The sequence below is a fragment of the Prevotella sp. MA2016 genome, from assembly GCF_000619825.1.
In the GTDB taxonomy this organism is placed as follows: domain Bacteria; phylum Bacteroidota; class Bacteroidia; order Bacteroidales; family Bacteroidaceae; genus Prevotella.
Genome location: NZ_JHUW01000006.1, coordinates 381,522 through 399,886 on the forward strand (window position 1 = coordinate 381,522; position 18,365 = coordinate 399,886).

8 protein-coding genes are annotated in these 18,365 nt (G+C 48.5%); 6 read left to right on the forward strand and 2 right to left on the reverse strand.

The genetic code is table 11. The features are described 5' to 3' along the window. Positions 1 to 25 precede the first annotated feature (25 nt). On the reverse strand, positions 26 to 2,326 hold the full coding sequence (locus T360_RS0101450) for a PP2C family protein-serine/threonine phosphatase (RefSeq protein ID WP_028911212.1): 2,301 nt from the start codon (positions 2,324 to 2,326) through the stop codon (positions 26 to 28). Positions 2,327 to 2,531: 205 nt separating this feature from the next. Here T360_RS0101450 and T360_RS0101455 point away from each other — a divergent pair, with 205 nt between their 5' ends. The 3 genes from T360_RS0101455 to T360_RS0101465 all read left to right on the forward strand — a co-directional run bounded on the left by T360_RS0101455 (position 2,532) and on the right by T360_RS0101465 (position 9,659). Then, complete coding sequence (locus T360_RS0101455) at positions 2,532 to 4,556, forward strand: bifunctional carbohydrate acetyl esterase/feruloyl esterase (RefSeq protein ID WP_028911213.1); 2,025 nt, start codon at positions 2,532 to 2,534, stop codon at positions 4,554 to 4,556. 260 nt (positions 4,557 to 4,816) lie between these two features. Next, on the forward strand, positions 4,817 to 8,026 hold the full coding sequence (locus T360_RS0101460; protein ID WP_028911214.1) for a TonB-dependent receptor: 3,210 nt from the start codon (positions 4,817 to 4,819) through the stop codon (positions 8,024 to 8,026). 19 nt (positions 8,027 to 8,045) lie between these two features. Beyond that, a complete protein-coding gene (locus T360_RS0101465; protein ID WP_028911215.1) occupies positions 8,046 to 9,659 on the forward strand; it encodes a RagB/SusD family nutrient uptake outer membrane protein in 1,614 nt (537 codons plus the stop codon). A gap of 54 nt (positions 9,660 to 9,713) precedes the next feature. Here the strand turns inward: T360_RS0101465 and T360_RS0101470 are convergent, their stop codons facing one another. Next, a complete protein-coding gene (locus tag T360_RS0101470; RefSeq protein WP_028911216.1) occupies positions 9,714 to 11,171 on the reverse strand; it encodes a glycoside hydrolase family 125 protein in 1,458 nt (485 codons plus the stop codon). Between the two features lie 176 nt (positions 11,172 to 11,347). On the opposite strand from T360_RS0101470, the gene T360_RS0101475 reads away from it, so the two are divergent. From T360_RS0101475 to T360_RS0101485, 3 genes are all read left to right on the forward strand, one after another. Then, positions 11,348 to 13,498, forward strand: coding sequence for a GH92 family glycosyl hydrolase (locus T360_RS0101475; RefSeq protein WP_369793476.1), 2,151 nt, complete (start codon positions 11,348 to 11,350; stop codon positions 13,496 to 13,498). A gap of 105 nt (positions 13,499 to 13,603) precedes the next feature. Then, positions 13,604 to 16,693 carry a TonB-dependent receptor gene (locus T360_RS0101480; protein WP_036928569.1) on the forward strand — a complete coding sequence of 1,030 codons (3,090 nt, stop codon included), beginning with the start codon at positions 13,604 to 13,606 and terminating at the stop codon, positions 16,691 to 16,693. Between the two features lie 20 nt (positions 16,694 to 16,713). Then, on the forward strand, positions 16,714 to 18,330 hold the full coding sequence (locus tag T360_RS0101485; RefSeq protein ID WP_028911219.1) for a RagB/SusD family nutrient uptake outer membrane protein: 1,617 nt from the start codon (positions 16,714 to 16,716) through the stop codon (positions 18,328 to 18,330). Positions 18,331 to 18,365: the final 35 nt, after the last annotated feature.

Genomic DNA, 18,365 nt, shown 5'->3' on the forward strand with positions numbered 1-18,365 from the left:
GTGGATATGATTTGAGTAGTGTGAACTACGAGATTTCAACAACCTCAGCCTCCTCGATGGGTGGCTCTTCTTTATGAGGTTCTTCCTGATGCGTATCGTCATCATCATAGAATTCGGGTTCTACGATGACTTTCGGTTCTTCGGTTATCTTGATCTCTTCGATAGGATCTGGCACTATAGCTTCTTCTGGCTGCTGTTGCATTGTCGGCTCTTGTGCGGCAGTTGTTTCTGGCTCTGGCTCAGGTTCTTCGTCGGGTTGTTGCGCCAGTTTGGCCACACCTCTGAATCTGATAGCCAACAATGAAATGTCGTCACGCTGCTCGAACTCACCTGCAAAGCGGTGCAACGCGTCTAGCATATTGTCGATAAAAGGTTTCGGGCGCGGATCCAGTTTCATGGCTTGCAGAGCCGATCCCAGCATACGTTTCTCGTTGAATATGCGTCGTTCATTATTCTTGGCCTTGATGAGTCCATCTGTATTGAGGAAGATCATGCTACCTGGTTGCATGATGATTTCCTGGAGCTCGTATTGATAGTTGGCCTGTTCACCGATGGCCTTATTCTGTTCTACTGGCAGGTGGTGCAGCTCATTACTTACTATCAATGGGGCATCGTGCTTCGCATTACAGAAGTAGAGTATGCCATTGTAAATGTCGAGTACACCGATAAACAGTCGCACTTGCGTATTCTGTTCATCATTCTGTCCCAAGGCATTATTGATGGCCGTCATGATCTTGTCTGGTTTACTTTCGAATGCCGCTGCCGTACGGAATTGCGCTTTGACAAGTGTTGTTAGCACTGATGCTTTCACGCCATCTACAGTGGCATCACCTATACAGAAATACAGTTTCCCGTCGCGCAGACAATAGTCCATTACGCCACCGCCTTCCATCTGACCAATCTTTATGGCGCTCCACATGTCAAACGACTTGTGTTTGGGCAGCATACGAGGCGTAATGATTCGTTGGATATTCTGTGCGATACGGAATTCTGAAGCTTCGCGTTCTTTTACTATGGTGTCGGCCTCCATACGGTCGAAATCGTATTTCAGGTCGTCGTAGGCAGTTTGCAGTTGTTTGGCAATGCGATGGCGGATAATGACAAATCCTATGAGACAAAGCATGACGAATGCAATGGCGAAAGCAATAATAAACTGATACTTGCGGTGCTTTTTGGCTTCCTGCTCAGTCATCTTCTCTACATTCTTCACAACAACAGCCTGATCCTCTTTCTCTATCTTCTTCGATTTTGCTATGGCCTGTCCCAGGGCATTGCTGATATTCAGTGCCACCTGGATAGCCGAGTCGCGTCGACCGGCCTGAAGTTCTGTATGATATTTCTTCAGTACCAGTGTCTCGATATTCTCAAGTGAGTAGTTCTGTGGTGTCTCGCCCATCATGGCATCCAGACTGCTATAGTTGTCGGCCGCTTCCTCCCAGCGACTGGCAGCAGTCAGATAGTCGTTGGCATCGATGCGCCCTTTCGGCGTCTGACTGTATTGGGTTGTGAGGAATTTGTTGTAGATGCTCGCAGCCTCTTCGGTTCTTCCTAGTCCCTGCAGTGCCATTGCCTGATAGATGTCATAGCGAGCCAGTTGACGGTCGATAAAGTCAGCATCGGCATCAGGGCGTTGCTCATATTCACTCAGCAACTGTCCGAAGCGGGTAGTCCAAACCAGTGCTTCTTGCCATTTCTTGGCAAAAATAAAATTATAAGCGATGTTGATGAGTCCCGTGATACCATCTTTATAAACCACGTCGTTATGATATAACTCGATGTTTTCCTTGTGGCGTTGATAGGCCTGGTTGAATCCGTCGGAATTACTATCTCTTGTACCTAAGCCTTCTTGGCAGCATCCTAAATATATAAGTATATTCAGATAGTCGCTGATACTGTCGCAGTTTTGCTCTTCCAGTTTATTGGCTGCTGTAACGGTGATCTTCAATCCTTCTTCGTAATCACCTCTTACGCTCAGCATATTGGCCAGTCGACTGGCTGATTTGGCATAATAGGCCAGTTCATCATTGTTGGATGCGTTTTCTGCAGCTTCAAGTGACGCTTTCCAATAGAACTCTGCCAGACGTTGACGTTTCATCTTGTCGCTGGCATATCCTCGCCAATAATAGGCTTTGGTAGGCGAGATGCTACCTTTTATTTCCAAGCTGTCAACAACCTTCAACAGCTCAGTGTAATCCTTGGTTTTCTGGATTTTTTCTATCAGTTTATCTGCCTCACTGGTTTGTTTTTTCTGCTCTCCATCGTTGCAGGCTGCCAGCAGCAGTCCGACCATCACCGTCAGGAATATCCAAAATCTGTTTTGTCTCATATCTGGTTTCAAGTAATTGATGATTCTGGATGCAAAGATACAAAAGAATTTTAAATTAACCCCAAAACAAGCTAAAAAAGTGTTTGTAACGTGAGGATGATACGCATGAAAAAGTAATTGTAACTCTCTGAAAAGGTTTTTTCTTTAAAAGTGTGTACCTTTGCACACGTAATTGTATCTTACTAATTAATTATTAACACTAATGATGTATCAGTCAACATTTAAAACTGTTTCGCTGCTTCTAGCACTACTTGTGTTACCAGTCAGCTTGTCGGCCCAGAAGCGTAAGGCCGCTCCCAAGAAGGCAGCTACCGAACAGGTCAGCCAGCCTGATCCTAATTTCTACATTTTCCTTTGTTTCGGACAGTCAAACATGGAGGGTAATGCCCGTCCTGAGGCGCAAGATCTTGCCAGTCCTGGTCCTCGTTTCCTGCTGATGCCAGCAGTTGATTTCCCTGAGAAGGGAAGAAAGATGGGTGAGTGGTGTGAGGCCTCAGCCCCACTGTGCCGTCCTAATACAGGTTTGACCCCTGCCGACTGGTTTGGTCGCACCCTTGTTGCTTCTTTGCCAGAGCATATTAAGATAGGTGTCATCCATGTTGCCATCGGTGGCATTGATATCAAGGGTTTCCTGCCTGATAGCATTGATAACTATGTGAAGACCAAGGCCCCCAACTGGATGAAGGGCATGCTGGCCGCCTATGATAATAATCCCTATGAGCGTTTGGTTACACTGGCTAAGAAAGCTCAGAAGGATGGTGTCATCAAGGGTATCCTGATGCATCAGGGCGAGACCAATACTGGTGATCCTAAGTGGGCAGGTATGGTCAAGCAGGTTTACGACAACCTGTGTGGTGATCTGAATCTGAAGCCCGAGGAGGTCAACCTCTATGCCGGTAACATTGTTCAGGCCGATGGCAAGGGCGTGTGTATCGGCTGCAAGAAGCAGATTGATGAGCTTCCTCTTACCCTTCATACTTCTCAGGTGATCTCGTCAGATGGCTGTACCAATGGTCCCGACCGTCTGCATTTCGATGCCGCAGGCTATCGCGAGTTAGGTTGCCGTTATGGCGAGGCTGTAGCGCGTCACCTTGGTTTCGAGCCCAAGCGTCCTTATATCGAGATGCCAAAGAAGATCGAGGTACCTGCTGATGCCGTTACTGTTGAGAACGCCATCCCAGGCAATGAGTTCCCTAAGATCGACAGTCAGCGTCGTGCTTATTTCCGCATCAACGCTCCTGAGGCCCATAAAGTGGTCGTTGATATCTGCAGTAAGAAATACGATATGCTGCCCGACGGTAAGGGAGGATTCATGGCTGTTACCGATCCTCTGCCCGTAGGTTTCCATTATTATTTCATGAATATCGAGGGTGTCAACTTCATCGACCCTGCATCCGAGACCTATTTTGGTTGCAACCGCGAGGCCGGTGGTCTTGAGGTGCCCGAGGGTCCTGAAGGCGACTACTACCGTCCACAGTTGGGTGTGCCCCATGGTCAGGTGCGCAGCATCTATTACCACAGTCCCAACTCAAAGGTGGGTGAGTGGCGCCATGCCCTGGTTTACACACCTGCCGAATACGAGACTGGTAAGAAGCGTTACCCTGTACTCTACTTGCAGCATGGCATGGGCGAGGGTGAAACCAGTTGGATGCTGCAGGGTAAGATGCAGCACATCATGGACAACGCCATTGCCAAGGGCGAGGCCGTACCAATGATTGTAGTAATGGAGAGCGGTGACATTAAGGCACCATTCAACTTCGCCGGTGGTGGTTCCAACCAGCAGGGCCGCAGTGAGTATGGCGCATCATTCTATCCCGTACTGCTCAACGACCTGATTCCTTATATCGATAGCAACTTCCGTACGAAGGCCGATCGTGAGAACCGTGCTATGGCCGGACTCTCTTGGGGTGGTCATCAGACATTTGATGTTGTGCTCCAGAACCTCGACAAGTTCGCTTGGATGGGTACTTTCAGTGGTGCTATCTTTGGTCTTGATGTCAAGACCGCTTATAACGGCGTGTTTGCCAATGCCGACGAGTTCAACAAAAAGATTCATTACCTCTATATGAACTGGGGTAGTGATGACTTTGTGAACAGTCAACCTATCGTTGATGGTCTGCGCGAGCTGGGCATCAAGGTTGACTCGTCAGTATCCGAAGGCACAGGACATGAGTTCCTCACCTGGCGCCGTGGACTCCATGAGTTTATCCCACATCTGTTTAAAAAATAGCCAATTCCCAAAAACCTAGTATGGCGCCTCTCCGATATGACTCGGTAGGGGCGCTTCTGTTTCTGTTACCTGTTGCCCTTCATTTAATCATCGAAAAGCGCATTTTAAACTGTATTTGGACAAAAATGGCAGAGGATAGGACACTTGTTTGTTTAAAATGACAGATATTTGCAACCTGAATTCCATATTCACTAACAAGTTTAATCGATTCTATATTTATTACTTAATATGTAATTATTAACACATTAACTATTAACATTATGTACAAACCTGAAAGAAAAGTTTCGAAGGCAATGTGCTCTTCGCTTTTACTACTTTCTGTAGGAGCAATGACCTTAGGTTCGCCTGTCAAAGCCCTAGCAAACTCAGTTTCCAAACCGTTGACAGAGGTATCTTCTGTTCAACAGAAAAACAAAGTGATCATTACTGTTGTCGATGACAAAAACGAACCCATCGTTGGCGCCAGTATCATGATTGTGTCTTCTCAAGCCGGTGCCATTACCGATATCAACGGTCAGTGCGACATCAGTGCTGCCTCTGGCGACGAGATCAGAGTGTCGTCAATTGGTTATGTCACACAAACCATTAAACTAGGCAAAGGAGGTTCGATGAGGGTTGTGCTCCTTGATGACAAACAACTTCTCGACGAGGTGGTGGTTGTAGGTTATGGTACGATGCGTAAGTCCGACCTTACCGGTTCTTCTTCTACTACCAAGGGCTCTGATATCTTAAAAGTCCAGGGTTTCAACGCCTTGGAAGGTTTGAAAGGTAAGGCCGCTGGCGTTAACATCTTTAATAATACAGGTCAGCCTGGTGGTGAGATGCGTGTTATCATTCGTGGTATCTCTACGATCAATGCCTCTTCTAGTCCGTTGTATATCGTAGATGGTGTAGCCATGACCGACTTCCAGTTCCTTAACCCCAATGATATTGAGAGTATTGAGGTGCTGAAGGATGCTTCTTCGGCCGCTATCTATGGTGCACGTGGTGCCAATGGTGTTATCATGGTAACCACCAAGCGCGGTAATGCCGGTAAGGGTGTACATGTGAAGTATGATGGTTCATTGTCTGTCAGCAGTATGGCCCGCAAGATGGATGTCATGAATGCCTCTGAGTGGATGAGTGCTTTCAAGCAAGGTCTTGAGAATGCCAATCAGTTCCAGGGCATGAACTTCGACACTGATTTGTCTAAGATCTTCACCGACTCGCGTTATTTTGATGGCAATGGCAATCCGCTTTATGATACCGATTGGCAGGAAGAATGCTCTCGTGTAGCCGTATCCCATAACCATGAGCTCAGTATCCAGCGTTCTGGTGATAATGGCTCTTCTGTAGGCGCATTCCTTAACTTCACCGATCAGCAGGGTATTCTTCGCAACACATATTATAAGCGTGTCAATGCCAAGTTTGCCTATGATGACAACCCCACTAAGTGGCTTTCTACTGGCGTTAACTTGTTGGTGAACCATTCATGGGGTAACCACACCTCCGACAACCCATACGGTCAGGGTGCTTTGCGTACTATGATAGAGCAGTTGCCATGGTTGCCCGTACAGCTCAATGGTGAGTATATCCAGAATAATATGATTAACACCACTGGCATACTGAAGGATAAGAACAACCCCAATAGTGGTTATCAGACCTTCTCGCCAGAGGGTGTTGCCAATCCTGTTGAGCTACTTGAGCGTGTACAGGTAGTGCAGTATAAGACCCAGATCTTCGGTAATGCCGCATTTACTTTCCATCTTGCAAAAGGCTTGGACTTGAGAACACAGCTGGGTATTGACTACCATAACAACCGTAGCAAGGGCTATACACCATTCCAGCCTCATCAGCTCATCGACCAAGGTGCCTCTCAGGGTTCAGCATCTGCTAGTAACTCCAACTCCCTCTATTGGCAGGAAGAAACCTATCTTACTTATGTCAACGACTTCGGCAAGCATCGCCTGAATGCCATGGCAGGTGCTTCTTGGCAGGCACGTAAGTATGATTACTTCGGCGCTTCAGACAACACCTTTACCGACGACTACTATGGCTACTATAACCTGGGTTCTGGTACACTGAAGCCATCTGTTGGTTCCGACTACGATAAGTGGGCCATGAACTCCTACTTCCTGCGTTTAGCCTATAACTATAATAATACTTATATGGCAACTGTCACCGGACGTTATGATGGTTCTTCTAAGTTCGGTAAGAATAATAAGTATGCCTTCTTCCCATCTGTTGGATTAGGATGGTTAGTCTCTAATGAGAGGTTCATGAAGGATGTTGAGACTATCAGCAAATTGAAGTTGCACACATCTTTTGGTATGACCGGTAACTCAGAGATCGGTACCTATCGCTCGCTGGCTACTGTCAGTCAGTCAACCACAATCCTGGGTGGTAAAATGGTTACCGTATCTTATTTGGACAATATGCCTAATGCCAATCTGAAATGGGAGAAGACCGCCCAGTGGGATTTAGGCTTCGAATTAGGCTTGTTCAAGAACCGTTTGAATTTCGATATCTCTTATTATCATAAGTACACATCCGACTTGCTTCTGAACCGTCCTGTTCCTGAGTCAACAGGTTATTCTTCTATTATGGACAATATCGGTGCCGTATCAAACCATGGTTTTGATATTCTGGTAACTGCCTATCCCATCCAGACAAAAGACTTCCAGTGGACTTCAACCCTGAACTTGGGCTTTAATAAGAATAAGGTAGAGAAGCTTGATGAGGGTGCTTCTGTCGACCCTGTAAGTGGCAAACGCCAGATTCTTACAGATGGATTCGTAGGTTATGATATGCTTATCCGCGAGGGCGAGGCGCTTTCTACCTTCTATGGTTACAAGCGTGCTGGTATCTATGATGGTCATCCAGAGAACTGGGATGCCGCCACGATGAATATTCCTTCTATTGTTGGTGAGAAGGTCACCTATAAGCAGCGCCAAATCCTGGGTAATGGTCTGCCCGACTGGACAGGTTCTTTCATCAACACCTTCAACTACAAGAACTTCGATCTCACCCTTGATCTGCAGTTCTCTATGGGTGCCGACATCATGCAGGAGTATTATCACTCTACACTGGCTCGTTTCCTCACCAATGGTCTCGACCGTCTTTATCAGGAAGCATGGCATCCCACACTCAACCCCGATGGTGTAGAGCAGGCATTGCGTTTGAACAACTTCGGTATGGGTGCCAACAACCAGGCCGACTCCGACTGGATTTGTGATGGTTCTTACCTGCGTTTCAACCTCTTGCAACTTGGTTACACCTTCGACAGCGCTGCTTGTCGTAGCATTGGTATCACAGCCCTGCGTGTATATGCCAACCTGAACAACTTCTGGCTCCTCTGCTCTGATGACTACAAGGGCTACGATCCCGACAACTCTACACGTCTGGGTAGTAATAACTGGGGTGCTAACCGTCAGTTCTTCTCATATCCCCGTCCAAAGACATTCTCTTTTGGTGTTAATGTAACTTTCTAAATAATAATATTACAGATTTATGAAAACGATAAAAAATATCATATACGGCGTGATGGCAGGTGTCACATTCGGACTTACTTCTTGTGACACATTCTTGGAAGAAAAGCCATTGGATCAGAAATCTTCCAGTCAGTTCTGGCAGTCGAAGGAAGATGCGCAGACAGGTGTCGATGCCCTTTATTTCGGTGGTGTGCCCTATCTGAATCAGAATGGTGGCGGTTGGCAGCCAAAGGCCACGATGTACGGCGGCATCATCTCTGGCTTGTTCTATGACGACCATGGCGACTCACAGTTGGCCGAGGCCTCTAAGGCATGTACCTATACGCTGGAGAAGTTCTCCAGTCCAGCCATGTCCTTGTGGCATGAGTTCTACAAAGGCATCTCTCGTGCCAATTTCGTATTGGCAAATGTACCAAAGATGACCGAAGTGCTTGATCAGGCTACTATCGATAACTATGTGGCTGAAGGAAAATTCTTCCGTGCCTATGCTTATTTCTATCTGGTGAAGGAGTTTGGTGATGTGCCTTATGTTGATGAGCCCTACACATCTACCGATGGTATGTTCAAAGAGCGTACGCCAGCTGCTGAGGTATATCAGCATATCATCGACGACCTCTCTGATATTGCTACTGGCTCAGCGCTCCCCAACAAGTCTTTCTATGACAATGGCTGTCGTGTCACCCGTGCCATGGCACAAACCCTTCTGGCGCAGGTATATCTTCAGCGTGCCGGTTTCCCCATGAATGGTGGTAATGCCGACTACGAGAAGGCAGCAAAGATGGCAGAGATGGTCATCGAGGGCGGTACCGCTGCACTCGAGCAGGCAAACGGCAGTTCCGACGATTTGAATTCGGCTTATAATGTCATCAAGACCTCTAAGACTTCTAAGGAGATTATCTTTGCAAAGGAGTACGACTATGCTAATAATAATATAGGTAATGGCTATGTCAATCTCAGCATTGGCTCTGATGCCACCACCTGGAAGGATGCTAATGGCAATCAGGTGTTCAGTATGAACGTATTGCATAAGGCTTATCATCCATGCGACATGCTCTTCAAGAGCTATGCTCCCGAGGATATCAGAAGTCATGAGAAGCAGTTCTTCTTCAATACCTATACCGATAAGACCGGTGTGGAGCATACGCTCAACTATACAGGTATCTGGTCATGGTTTGATGAGGATGCCATCATCAAGAATCATGGTGGCGACTATAACATCCCCACCATGCGATATGCCGAGATTCTGCTGATTGCTGCCGAGGGCTATGCCCGCACTGGCAACACCGTAAAAGCATTGGAATATCTGAACCAGGTTCGTAAGCGTGCAGGCTTGGCTGCTGAGACCGCCACGGGCGATGAACTTGTTCAGTCTATCTTGACAGAACGTCTTCACGAGTTCCCTGTCGAGTTCAAGGTGTGGGATGATATCCGTCGCACGCGTCTGTATCCCGAAGCTGCTGGCGATTATAGTGGCAAACTCAATTGGGTAGCCCTTTCAGGTGCTAAGATTCAGAACAAACCTGTAGATAATGTCAAGGTGGGCGCCATCCCCGAGTGGGTACTCCTTTGGCCTGTTCCTCAGGATGAGATCCAGCACAATCCTGCTCTTACACAGAATCCCGGTTGGGAGTAAAAAAAAAGCGATAGCCTACATCTAGGCTATCGCTCTTTTTTTTGCTATCTTAAATTATTTCTGAATGGTTTTAAGAACATCAAGCTTACCGTCGTCGATAAGTTTCAGAATGAGTTCTCCAAACAGTGTGTTCTGCCATGCAAACCAGTGACGCGTGTATTCATTGGCATTGTTCTTGTTGAACGACTCGTGCATGAAACCAGTGCCTGCATCGGTGTCAACCAGCATCTGTATGCACTGCTTGATCTCCTGGTCGTCGGTGCTGGTAAAGGCGCGCATCATGATTGACATAGGCCATACCATGTCGTAGCCAACGTGAGGACCGCCGATACCCTCGCCAGCTTTACCGCGGAAGAAGTAAGGATTGTCCTCGCTCCACACAAAGCGGCGTGTGTTCTGATAGATGGGGTCGTTGATGTCCACATCGCCCAGATAGGCCATGGCCAGCAGACTGGGTACGTTGGCATCGTCCATCAGGTGCTGGTTGCCGAAACCGTCCACCTCAAAGGCATATATCTTACCATATTTCGGATGGTTGTAGATAGCATATTTCTGCAGTGCCTCGCTCACCTCGTTGGCTAGTGCTGTGCATTCGTCAGCAGTCTTACTGTCCTTGTTTACCTTAGTCAGGATGTCGGCAGCCTTGCGCAGTGAGGTCACAGCGAAGAAGTTGGATGGGATGAGGAAGGGGAATACCGTGGCATCGTCGCTGGGACGGAACATCGATGCGATCAAGCCAACAGGCTTAACGGGGTTGCCGTAGCCGCCATGGCTCACCGTGTCATACTGCTGGGCGGTAGTACGCATAAAGCGGTATGGACCACGCCCATTCTTGCGCTGCTGTTCACGGAATGTCTTCAGGATCTTGCCGATAGCCTCCTGCCAGAGGTCGCCGAAGATGCTGTCATCGCCTGTAACCTGCCAGTAATAGTAGGCCAGTCGCAGTGGATAGCACAGAGAGTCAATCTCATATTTGCGCTCATGCAGGTTGGGGTTCATCGTGGTGTGATCGCTCTTCCACTCACTGCCGGTTGGTCCCATGTTGAAGGCGTTGGCATAAGGGTCTATGCAGATGCATTTCAGCTGTCGCAGGATGGTACCTCTCACCATCTTACGTATTTTCTTGTCTTTCTTGGCAAACTGTACGTATGGCCAAACCTGAGCGCCCGAGTCGCGCAGCCACATGGCATGGATATCACCTGTATATACAAAAGTGTCGTCATCGCCTTCAGCATCCGAGAAGTGTACCGTGGTGTCGAGGGTGTTGGGGAAGCAGTTTTCGAACATCCATGCCAGATAAGGTGCATCTTTCAGCATTTTCTTTACTTCGGATATTTTCTTCTCGATGGTGTCTGAGTAAAAAAGGCGCTCTTTGGCGTCGGGGCGGCGCGATACTTTTGTGTTGTCTGAAGGTGCAGCAATCGTCTTGCTCCAGTCTTCAATCCCGTCGGCCATGACAGGTAGTGATAATCCTGCAAGCAGGATGGTCGTTAGTAATTTACGTCTGTTCATATTCGCTTGAAATTTAATGTTTTAATTATTCGATTGCAAAGATACTAAGAATATCTCATAATCTTGTTAAAATCCTTGCCAAATCTGTATTCAGGACAAAAAATGCAGAAATGAGGACAACGGTTTGTCGCCTTCTTCCTACCTTTGCGCCGCAAAACTAATAAAACCGATTATTAATGATGAATAAGACTCTGACGCTAATCCTTGGCCTGCTCTTTTCAGGACATCAACTGCAGGCCAGCAATTTAACCGAGAAGGTGAATCCTTTCATCGGAACAACAACTCTATGGACCCCAGAGGATCTGGGTTACACCCACACAGAAACTAAGCGCGCATGGGGAGCTGAGTCATTTCCTGGCTCAGCTCTTCCCAATGCAATGGTGCAACTCACTCCTGTTACCATGTATCCATCGGGTTCGGGCTATCAGTATGAAGATCATCAGATTTATGGTTTCGCGCATACCTGCAAAGGTCATTGGAACCTGCTTCATCTGCCCATCATGCCAGCCACGGGTCGTTTCTATCCAGATAATTTCTGTTCATGGTTCAGTCATGATAACGAGTCGGCACATCCTGGCTACTACCAGGTCTATCTCGACCGCTATCATGTGAATGCAGAGTTGACCTCCACACTGCGTTGCGGTTTCCATCGTTACACTTTCCGTGCGAAGGATGAGAAGCGTCTGATTGTCGATATCACCCGTAGCAACAACCGTCCTCGTCAGTGGCACATCCAGCAGTCAGGTCCTAATAGTTTTGAAGGTTTTCAAGATGGCGAGGGCCGCATCTTTTTCTATGCAGTCACCAATCATGAGGTGAGTGGTATCAACATTCAGAAAGACCACCGTCACCAGATAGCCGTGGTTGACTTTAATAATAATAAAGGTACGCGTGCGTTAGAGCTGAAGATTGGTTTCTCGTTTGTGAGCATTGCCAATGCCAAGCAGAACCTTGAAGCCGAGATGCTGGCAAAGCGTTTTGATGAGGTTCGTCAGGAGGCCGATGATATCTGGAACAAGCAGTTGGGCCATATCCAGGTAGAGGGCGGTACCGAGAAGCAGCAGACTATGTTCTACTCTACGCTCTACCGTGCTTTCCTCTGGCCAGCCTTGCGCAGCGATGTCAATGGCGAATATACCGACGAGCAGGGTCGTGTCTGCAAGGCCGATTTCCGTTACTATACCAATCCCTCTTTCTGGGATACCTATCGCAACAAACTCATCCTGCTGGGTATGATCACTCCCGATGTAGCTACCGACATCATCAAGTCGATTATCGATAAGGGTGAGAAGGCAGGTGGCTATATGCCCACCTTCTTCCATGGCGACCATGCCTCTACCTTTGTGGCAGGCTCCTGGTTGCGTGGTATCCGCGACTTCGACTTGCAGCGTGCTTATAAGCTGTTGCTGAAGAATGCCACCGTGCCTGGTCGTGGCGGACGCCCCTGGCTGAAAGAATACCTGGAGCAAGGTTGGATAGCTGAGAAGGACACCACCAATGTGCCTACATGGGATGAGTATAAGGCGTCGGTCACCAAAACCCAGGAGTATGCCTACGACGACTATGCCACCGCCCTCATTGCCCGTGAACTGAAAGATAAGAAAAACTACCAGCTGCTGATGCAGCATTCACAGAATTATAAGAACCTGTTCGACCCAGCTACAGGTTTCTGGCGCGGAAAAACTGCCGATGGCAAATGGATCAAGGACTTCGATCCCTGGTACCCTTATTATGCCTATCAGTATCGTGAGGCTGATGCCTGGAACTCGCTCTTCTTCGCGCCCCACGACCCTGAGGGTATGGTAGCGCTCTATCCATCCAAGCAGGCCGTGGAACAGAAGCTCGACTCTCTCTTCTCTGAACCTAACCATGGCTATGAGGCCTGGAACCTGACAGGTTTCCTTGGCACTTACTGTCACGGCAACCAGCCCGGTCATAGCATTCCCTATACTTACTATTTTGCCGATAAACAAGAAAAAGCTCAGGCGGTTATCGACTCCTTGCTCAATCATTATTATGGTATGGGTGCCGAGGGACTGGCCTATGCTGGCATGGACGATGCCGGTGAGATGTCGTCGTGGTACGCACTCAATGCCATTGGTATCTATACCTACTCGCCTGCCGACCCACAGTATATCGTCACGGTACCTCTGTTTGATAAGGTGAGCTTCACCCTTGGTACCACGGGTAAGACCTTTACCATCCGTCGTGAGGGCAGTGGTCGTAAGATCAACCGTATCACCGTGGGTGGCAAGTTGCTGAAGGGCTGGTTTGTGCCTCACAGCAAACTGGCACAAGGTTCTGAGATGATCATATATACTAATTAAAATAGATTTAAACTATTCTAATAACTAAAATTAAACTCATTCTAAACATTTTTCTCAATGAAGAAAGTAAATTTCAACTATTCCAGATTCATCTGGCAAGGCTTCATGGGTGTGGCTCTCTGCGTGGGTAGTCCGTCGCCAGTGTTTGCCGCTGGTGCCTCGGTGGCTGCGACCAACAGCGTCCAGCAAGCCACTGTAAGGGGTACGGTTGTAGATGCATCGGGAGAACCTATGATTGGCGTTACAGTTGCGATTAAAGGTTCAACTTCAGGCACGGTCACTGGTCTTGATGGCAGTTTCTCACTCAACTGCAAACCAACCGATGTGTTAGTGTTCTCCTATGTAGGTTTTATCACGCAGGAGGTGCGTGCTAACGCTCCTGTAGGTCGCATCGTACTGAAGGAAGACAATTCTATTTTGGAAGAGGTGGTTGTTATCGGTTATGGTACCACCACCCGTAAGAGTGCTGTCGGTGCTGTTGATCAGGTTCGTTCCGACCTGTTAGAAAATCGCCCTGTGGCCAATGTTACTCAGGCATTACAGGGTGCCGCACCAAACGTTATTATCCAGCGCAAGAACTACAACCCAAACTCGCAGAATAATAACTTCAATATCCGTGGTATCAGCACGCTCAACGATAATAGTCCGCTGTTTGTCATCGACGGCTTGGTGACCGACTATGACAACTTCAATCGTTTGAATCCTAACGATATCGAGAATATCTCTATCCTGAAGGATGCTGGTACCGCCGCTATTTATGGTTCTCGTTCGGCCAATGGTGTCGTACTGGTCACCACCAAGAAGGGTAAGGCCAATGAGCGTACCACCATCCGCCTCAACGGTATGGTGGGATGGGAGGATCCACATATTCTCTTCACCCCCGTCAAGGGCTATCAGAATGCTGTGCTGCGCAACACTGCCGAGACAAACGTGGGCAATGCCCCTGTTTACAGTCAGGACCAGATACTCGACTTCTATGCCCATCAGAGCGAGGAGCACTGGGCGCTCGACCAGATCTTCAAGACAGCCATGCAGCAGAATTACAATGTGAGCATCAGCGGTGGTAGCGACAAGACTACCTACATGATCTCTGCCGGCTATTTCGATCAGGGTAGCAACTACGTCAGCACCCAGAAGTTTGGTTTGCAGCGTTATAACTTCCGTACCAACTTCACCACCGAGCTGGGTCGCCTCAAGCTCACTGCCATCCTGGCTTACACACGTACCGACAGTAAGAATACCAATGGCGGTAGTCTGGAGATTGATGCCAGTCGTGTGCCCAGCGCTTATATCTATAAGATGAAGTCGGCCGACGGTCGCTATCTGCTCAACGACGTGTGGGGGGAGTTCAACCCTCTGGGTCAGTTGGAGTCAGGCGGTTTCGATAAATATCGCAACAACGCTGTTACAGCTAGTGTCACCGGCGAGTTTAAGATTATCGATGGTTTGAAGTTGCGCGGTGTGTTTGGTGCCGATGTAGTAGGCAACACCCGCTATTCCAGAAGCATGCCTGCTTACTATTATGCTGGCGAGGATGCCACTGAGCCCCGTCCACGTAAGGAGTCAGACTTCCGTACCAGCAACTGGAATGCCGACAACTACCGTTTGAACACCCAGATTCTGCTTGATTATAATAAGACCTTCGGACAGCACACCGTGAGTGGTTTGTTTGGAGCCACCAACGAGTCATATACCTGGTCTAACAATGAAATCTGGAAGAACTATGTTGATCCCGATCTGGGCACCTCTACCAGCATCACCACTGGCGAGGTAGGAAATATCGGCGGCGGCACCACCGTGGATAGCTCTGGTCAGACCAGTATCACCTCATTGCTGGGTCGTATCGGCTATAACTACAACGAGCGTTACTATGCCGAATTCGATTTCCGTTATGATGGTAGCTCAAAGTTCCATAAGGACTACCGTTGGGGTTTCTTCCCCTCTGTATCACTGGGATGGCGCATCAGCGAGGAGTCGTTTATGGACAAGTATCGTGAGCATGTGGGCGATCTGAAGATTCGTGGTTCTTACGGTATCCTGGGTAGTCAGGCTGTGGGCGACTACGACCGCTTCACCCGCTATAGCGTCAGCTCCACCACCTATGCTTATAACAACCAGGCTGTGGCTGGTGCCGGATTCAATCTCGGTTTGAAAGATCTGACATGGGAGCGCACCAACACCTTCAATATCGGTATCGATGCTTCGTTCCTGCATAATGCACTTAACATCACCTTCGACTACTACACCAAGCGTACCAAGGACATCCTGATGAAGCCCTTGCAGCCCAGTGTGTTCGGAACCACCATGCCAAGTACCAATATCGGTGAGATGTCAAACAATGGTTGGGAACTCTCTATCAACTACCGTTTGAAGACTGGCGATATGAAGCACAACTTCTACTTCAATATCGGTGATACCAAGAACAAGGTTACCAAGTTCCCTGGCAACGAGCAGATCAGCGGTGTTGATGAGATCTTCAAGATTATCCGTGTGGGCGAGCCTCTGAACTCTTATTATGCTTGGCAGGTGGAAGGTCTGTTCCAGAGCTATGATGAGATTAAGAACTCTGCGCTGCCCCTTGGTGCCGAGGTCGCTCCTGGCGACTTGAAGTTTAAAGATCAGAATGGCGACAACGTCATCGACTCCAACGACCGTGTGATTGTGGGTAATGCCTTCCCACGCTACACATTCGGATTCACTTACCGCTTTGAGTGGAAAGGATTCGACTTCAGTATGTTCTGGCAGGGTGTAGGCAAGCGTTCGCAGATGCTGCGCGGCGAGTTGCTCGAACCTTATCATTCAAACTACTCTTACGTGATGTATAAACATCAACTTGATTTCTGGACCCCAACAAACACAAACGCTAAATATCCACGTCTGGCATCACAGGGCTCGGCCTCAGACACCAACAACTGGGGCCGCCCGTCAGACATTTTTGTACTCGACGCTAAGTATGCCCGTCTGAAGAATCTGACTATCGGTTATTCACTTCCTAAGAAATGGATTGAGCCTGCAGGCTTGCAGAAGCTCCGTGTCTATGTCACCGGACAGGATCTGCTCACACTGACCAAGAACTCGTTTATCGATCCTGAGTCATCAGAGTTTGGCTCTAACATGAACTCAGGTGGCGGTAACAGTGGTCGCAACTATCCTATGCTGCAGTACTATGGCTTTGGCTTCGATGTAGAATTTTAATGATTAAGTATCTTATCAATATGAAAATAAAGAAATATATCTATCTGTTTGCTGCTGTGGGCACCCTCACGCTTACTGCCTGCAACGGCATGGAGAACGCCCCAGTCAATCAGTTTACCGATGCAAACTTCTGGGACTCTCCCGACAGAGCACAATATGTTGTGAATATGGCCTATGCTCAGATGTATAATGCGGGCAAGATGTGGAGCGACGAGTCGCTGAGCGACAATGTCATCGATGGTCGTTCAACCACCGACCAGCGCTTGATGCGCATGGGGCAGGCCACCTCCACTACCGGTATCTTTGCCAATGAGTGGCGAGACCTGTATGGCGGCATCAAGACCTGTCATGTGTTCCTTGAGAATATCGATGCTATCACGAATCTCGATCCTGCTAAGAAACAACGCATGATAGCCGAGATACGCTTTATCCGTGCTTACATCTTCTTCCGTCTCACCAATCTCTATGGTGATATTCCTTTCTTCACCAAGGATATCACCGTGGACGAGTCAAACACCATCAGTCGTACCTCCCATGCCGAGGTGATGACCTTCATTCATCAGGAGTTGAATGAGATTATCAACGACCTGCCATCGCGCAACGAACTACCCGCCAGCGAGAATGGTAAGATTACCAAGGGTGCTGTGGTGGCTCTGCAGGCTCGTGCCTATCTGATGGATAGCGACTGGAGCAATGTGCAGAAGTACTGCGAGATGCTCATCAATCAGCCTGAGACTTATGGTTCATACGCCCTCTTCCCCAGTTACCGTGGCCTTTTCGAGGAAGACAACGAGTATAACGAGGAGGTGATTCTGGACCGTGCCTATGTGCGCAACCTGCTCACCTGGGGTGAGATTGTGGATATGGTTCCTCTGAGTCAGGGTGGACGTGTGGCCGACCGTGTGCCACAGCAGTCGCTCATCGACAACTACCTCACCCTCACTGGCTATACCATCGATGAGGCTGGTACCGACTACGATCCCAATCATCCTTACGACAACCGTGACCCACGCCTCAGCGCCACTGTCATCTACGACAACTATGACTGGAGCGCTAACGTGAACGATGGTTCAAAGGATGTGACCATCCATATCGACCCAGCTGCCGACAACACTGTTGACACCTATATCGGCACAGGTAGCAACACCACCTCTACCGGTTATTACACCCGTAAGTGGTTTGCGCCACAGGCAGTAGGTGACATGAGCTCTGGTCTTAACATCATCATGTTCCGCTATGCTGATATTCTCCTGATGGAGGCTGAGGCCAAGCTGGAGCAGAACCAGTTTACTGCCGATGTGTGGAACAACACCGTTCGTGCCATCCGCAAGCGTGCCGGCTTCAAGACAGCCAAAGCACTCGACTTCCCTGCCGACAAGTCGCAGGCCGAGCTCCGTCAGATTCTGCGCAATGAGCGTCGCAGCGAGTTTGCCCTCGAGGGATTGCGCTGGTACGACATCAAGCGCTGGAAGGCTGGTAAGGAGTATCTCACCCAGCAGGTTAGAGGTGCCAGCTTCACCCACGACATCCCCTGGAAGTTTACGTTCGATGAGAACCGCGACTACCTCTGGGCTGTTCCACAGAGCCAGATCGACCTGAACCCCAACCTGGGGCAGAACCCTGGCTATGGCAATTAATTCCTATCATCAATGAGTATTTTTACAACAACATC

Bases quoted from the DNA above. Each gene is read 5' to 3' on its own strand.
- T360_RS0101450 (WP_028911212.1), bottom strand. From the start codon at position 2,326: ATGAGACAAAACAGATTTTGGATATTCCTGACGGTGATGGTCGGACTG.
- T360_RS0101455 (WP_028911213.1), top strand. From the start codon at position 2,532: ATGTATCAGTCAACATTTAAAACTGTTTCGCTGCTTCTAGCACTACTT.
- T360_RS0101460 (WP_028911214.1), top strand. From the start codon at position 4,817: ATGTACAAACCTGAAAGAAAAGTTTCGAAGGCAATGTGCTCTTCGCTT.
- T360_RS0101465 (WP_028911215.1), top strand. From the start codon at position 8,046: ATGAAAACGATAAAAAATATCATATACGGCGTGATGGCAGGTGTCACA.
- T360_RS0101470 (WP_028911216.1), bottom strand. From the start codon at position 11,171: ATGAACAGACGTAAATTACTAACGACCATCCTGCTTGCAGGATTATCA.
- T360_RS0101475 (WP_369793476.1), top strand. From the start codon at position 11,348: ATGATGAATAAGACTCTGACGCTAATCCTTGGCCTGCTCTTTTCAGGA.
- T360_RS0101480 (WP_036928569.1), top strand. From the start codon at position 13,604: ATGGGTGTGGCTCTCTGCGTGGGTAGTCCGTCGCCAGTGTTTGCCGCT.
- T360_RS0101485 (WP_028911219.1), top strand. From the start codon at position 16,714: ATGAAAATAAAGAAATATATCTATCTGTTTGCTGCTGTGGGCACCCTC.